At 64.3% G+C, this 3,888-nt stretch carries 3 protein-coding genes; 1 reads left to right on the plus strand and 2 read right to left on the minus strand.

Going from position 1 to position 3,888, the window contains the following annotated elements; genetic code table 11:
• Positions 1 to 356, plus strand: a 356-nt coding sequence (locus tag HP547_RS20970) for a CBS domain-containing protein (protein ID WP_172287327.1), incomplete at its 5' end; no start/stop codon positions are given.
• A 109-nt stretch (positions 357 to 465) separates the two neighbouring features.
• Here HP547_RS20970 and HP547_RS20975 read toward each other — a convergent pair.
• Both HP547_RS20975 and HP547_RS20980 read right to left on the minus strand, forming a co-directional pair.
• Positions 466 to 2,895, minus strand: coding sequence for a TonB-dependent siderophore receptor (locus HP547_RS20975; RefSeq protein WP_172287328.1), 2,430 nt, complete (start codon positions 2,893 to 2,895; stop codon positions 466 to 468).
• 108 nt (positions 2,896 to 3,003) lie between these two features.
• A partial coding sequence (locus tag HP547_RS20980; RefSeq protein ID WP_172287329.1) for a FecR family protein occupies positions 3,004 to 3,888 on the minus strand: 885 nt, incomplete at its 5' end.

Consider the following 3,888-nt stretch of genomic DNA (forward strand, 5'->3'; position numbering starts at 1 on the left):
CGCCGGTGAGCGATGCGGTGGAACTGCTGGACGAGCACGACCGCCGCTATGTGGTAGTGACCGATGGGCAGAACAAGGCGCTGGGCTACGTGCGCCGGCGTGACATGCATCGCCAGCAAGGTACGTGTGGCGACTTCCTGCGCCAGTTCAATGCCACGGCCTCGCATGATGAGCATCTGCGCATCCTGCTGTCGCGCATGTACGAGTTCAACCGGGCCTGGTTGCCGGTGCTGGATGCCGAGCAGGTGTTCCTGGGTGAAGTGACCCAGGAGTCGATTGCGGCTTACCTGAGCTCGGGGCGCTCGCGTGGGGCCAAGACCAGCATTGTTTCGCCAGCCGAGGCGGTCGCGTCCTGATCCGAGAGCCTCTTCGCGGGTAAACCCGCTCCCACAGGGTAGGTGCAGAAGTCAAGACTTGCACCGGTCCTGTGGGAGCGGGCTCACCCGCGAAGCAGGCGACGCGGTATCAGAACCCTACACTGGCCTGCACATAGAAGGTCCGCGGCTCCCCCACATAGATGCCGGCATTGTTGTCGCTGGAGCGAGTGAAGTACTGTTTGTCGAACAGGTTCTTCACCCCCGCCGCCAGCTTCAGGTTGGACATCTGCGGCCCGAACTCATACCCGCCCCGGGCATGCCAGGTCACGTACCCCGGAATATCGCCATACTGCCCATCGGCACCAGGCTCGGTGATGTAGTCGCCGTTGAAGCTGCCGTCGGCGTTGATCCCGGTACCTGGCGCGCGCTGCTTCGACTGGGCGTAGGCATCCAGGTTCCAGGTCCAGCGGTTGACCGCGTAACGCACTCCGGCAGTAGCCACCTGGCGTGAATAGAACGGCAAGTCACGGCCCTTGAAGCCCGGGATCTCCCCTTCATAGGTGGCGCGGGTGAAGGTATAACCGCCGCTCACCGACAGCCCGTCAAGGCGCGGGTCCAGCCCGGCCAGGTCATAGCGCACTGACGCCTCGATACCCTGGTGCCTGGTGGCGCCAAGGTTGGTCCAGCCCACGTCATTGCTGATGTATTGCAACTCGTCATCAAAGTCGATGTAGAACGCTGTCAGCTCACCGGCAAACCCGCCATCGTCATAGCGCGTACCCACTTCATACGTCTTGGCTTTTTCCGGCTCCAGGCCATTGGCCGTGCTGTCGCCCGCACCACCCTGCCCCAGCTGGAAGTACTGCAGGCTGCCAAACGAGGTCTCGTAGTTGGCGAACACCTTCCACGCATCGGAGATGTGGTACATCACGCTGAGCGCCGGCAACGGCTCGTTGCTGGTGATGCTGCGGTTTTTCTCCGGCACCGGGCGGTTGTTGGCGTCCAGCACCGAGCGGTCGCGCCAGTCGGTGTTGATGTGCTCGAAGCGGATGCCCGGGGTGATCGTCCAGTTGCCCACGTCGATCTTGTCGTCGATGTAGTAGGCGCTGGCCTCGGTGCCGCCGCTGCGGTCCTGGAACACGTGACCATCGGACGTCGGGGTGGGGGTCGGCACATTGTCGATCAGCGCAAGGCGGGTCGACTGCTCGCGCATGGATTCCTTGAGGTAGCGGTAGCCCACGCTGACTTCCTGGGTGGTCGGCCCGGCGAAGAAGATGCGCGACAGGCGTGGCTCGATGGCGAAGGTGTGGTAGTTGCGCGGGTATGACGACAGGGTTTTCATGTCGCGCGCGGCGATGGTGCTGCCGCGAAAGCTGTCGGTGTAGTACGTCAGCACCTCGAACTGGGTAGCGTCGTCGAGCTGGCGCTGCCACTTGAACGATACGTCCTTGCGCCGGCCGGCGAAGTAGTCGTAGTCGCGCAGCGACTGGTACGGGTTGCTGTCGTACTGGGCCTGGGTCAGCCCGCCGGGCATGTCGGCGCGGCCATCGTAATAATGAAAGTTGAGCCAGAACTCGTCGACATCGGTGGGCGCCCAGTGGGTCTTGAGGATGACGTCGTCGATGTCGTTGCCGTTGTTGCTCTCGCGGTAGCCGTTGCCATTCACCCCGGTGTAGAGCAGCGCAACGCCCATGCCGTTGTCTGCAGTGCCGCCGACGAACGCTGACTCGGTGTGCTTCCAGCCGCCGTGTTGGGAGGTTTCCAGGGTGGTGGACAGTTCGGCTGAGGCTTTCTCCGGGATCGCCCGGGTGACGAAGTTGATCACCCCGCCGACGTTCTGCGGGCCATAGCGCACCGAGCCTGCGCCGCGAACCACATCAATGCTGTCGAGGTTGCCGGATGAAATCGGCGCCATCGACAACTGCGGCTGGCCGTAAGGCGCAAAGGCCGCCGGAATGCCATCGATCAGTACCGTGGAGCGCGGCGACAACCGCGAGGTCAGGCCACGCACACCGACGTTCAACGACAGGTCGCTGCCGCCGGTGCCGTTGGAATCCTGTATCTGCACGCCAGGGATGCCGCGCAACACGTCGCGCACATTCATCGCGCCCTTCTCCACCATCGCCTCGCGGCGCACCACGGTGCGTGCGCCGGGGTGGTTCTGCACCACGCTCTGCTGGGCCTCACCCAGCCAGTCACCCACCACCTTGATGTCGGTGGGCGCCAGCTCCAGGCTGCCGCCGCCGAGGGCGTCAGCGGCCTGGGCCGGCTTGACCACCACCGTGCCCTGGGACATCTCGTAGGTCAGGCCGCTGCCTTGCAGCAACTGCTGCAGCGCCTGCTCGGGGGCCAGCTGGCCAGACACGGCCGGGGCCTGCTTGCCGGCGACCAGGTCGGGGCTGAAGAACAGCTGCAGGTTGGTCTGCTGGCCAAGCTGGTTCAGCGCCGAAGCCAATGGCTGGGCCTGGATCTGGATGGTGCCGGCCGCCGCTGCGGACTGGCTGTTGACGGCCACGGCACTGACTGCCAAGGCCAGCGCCAAGGCACGGAAGCGTGGGAAGGGCTTGTTATTGTTCACGTCGTCGAAACTTCCTGGAATGCGGGATAAACGCCAACCGCATGCAAATGTAAATGCTTGGCAGTTGCAGCTGGCGGGGAAGACGAACGAGCGGAAAAAAACCTGAATCTATTTCGCGATTATTTCTCGCGACCCGTCTTCATGGGCCTTGATGGCCACCGGCAGGATGCTCGGCAAGGCCCGCAGCAAGGCGTCGGTATCGTCGGTGCTGAAGGTGCTGGAAAGCCGCAGCTGGGCGACTTTGCCGGGGGCGATCCATATCGGCTGGCTGCGATAGCGCGATGCTTCGGCCACCACCTCGGCGAGGGTGGCGTTGTCGAACACCAGCTTGCCCTGGCGCCAGGCGGTCACGGCATTGGTGTTGACCGTATAGGGTGCGGCCACCACGCCTTTTGCATCTATATATGAGCCCAGGCCAGCAGTCAGTCGCGCCAGCGAAGCGCCCTGGCCCTGCACCCGCACCGAGCCCTGCTCCACTGCCACGCGGGTAGCGGCCGGGTCGAGGCGTACATCAAAGCGGGTACCGGTGACGGTCACGCTGCCCTGGGCAGTGTCCACCACGAATGGCCGGCTGCTGTCGTGGGCGACGGTGAACATCACCTCGCCGGCACTCAGCCGGACATGCCGCTGGCCGGCGCTGAAATCGACCTGCAACTGCGTGCTGCCGTTGAGTTCGAGGTGCGAGCCGTCCGGCAATTCGACCTGGCGGCGCTCATTGAAGGCAGTCTGCAGGGTGTCTTGGTGATTCAGTTGCTGGTAGTGCCAGGCGCTCCAGCCCAGCCCCAATGCCAATACCGCCACACTAGCGGCCAACGCCTGGCGCAATAAACGCCGGCGCGGCAGCTGCTGCACCGGGTCCGGCTGGCATAGGGCCTCGAGGCGCTGACGAGGTATGAGGTCGGCGGCCTGCCAGACGCGGCTGAGATGGTCGAATTCTTCGCGGTGGCGCGCGTCGCTCTCCAACCAGGCACGTAACTGCTTCTGCAGCGCGGT

This window comes from Pseudomonas sp. CM27, assembly GCF_013179515.1.
GTDB lineage: Bacteria > Pseudomonadota > Gammaproteobacteria > Pseudomonadales > Pseudomonadaceae > Aquipseudomonas.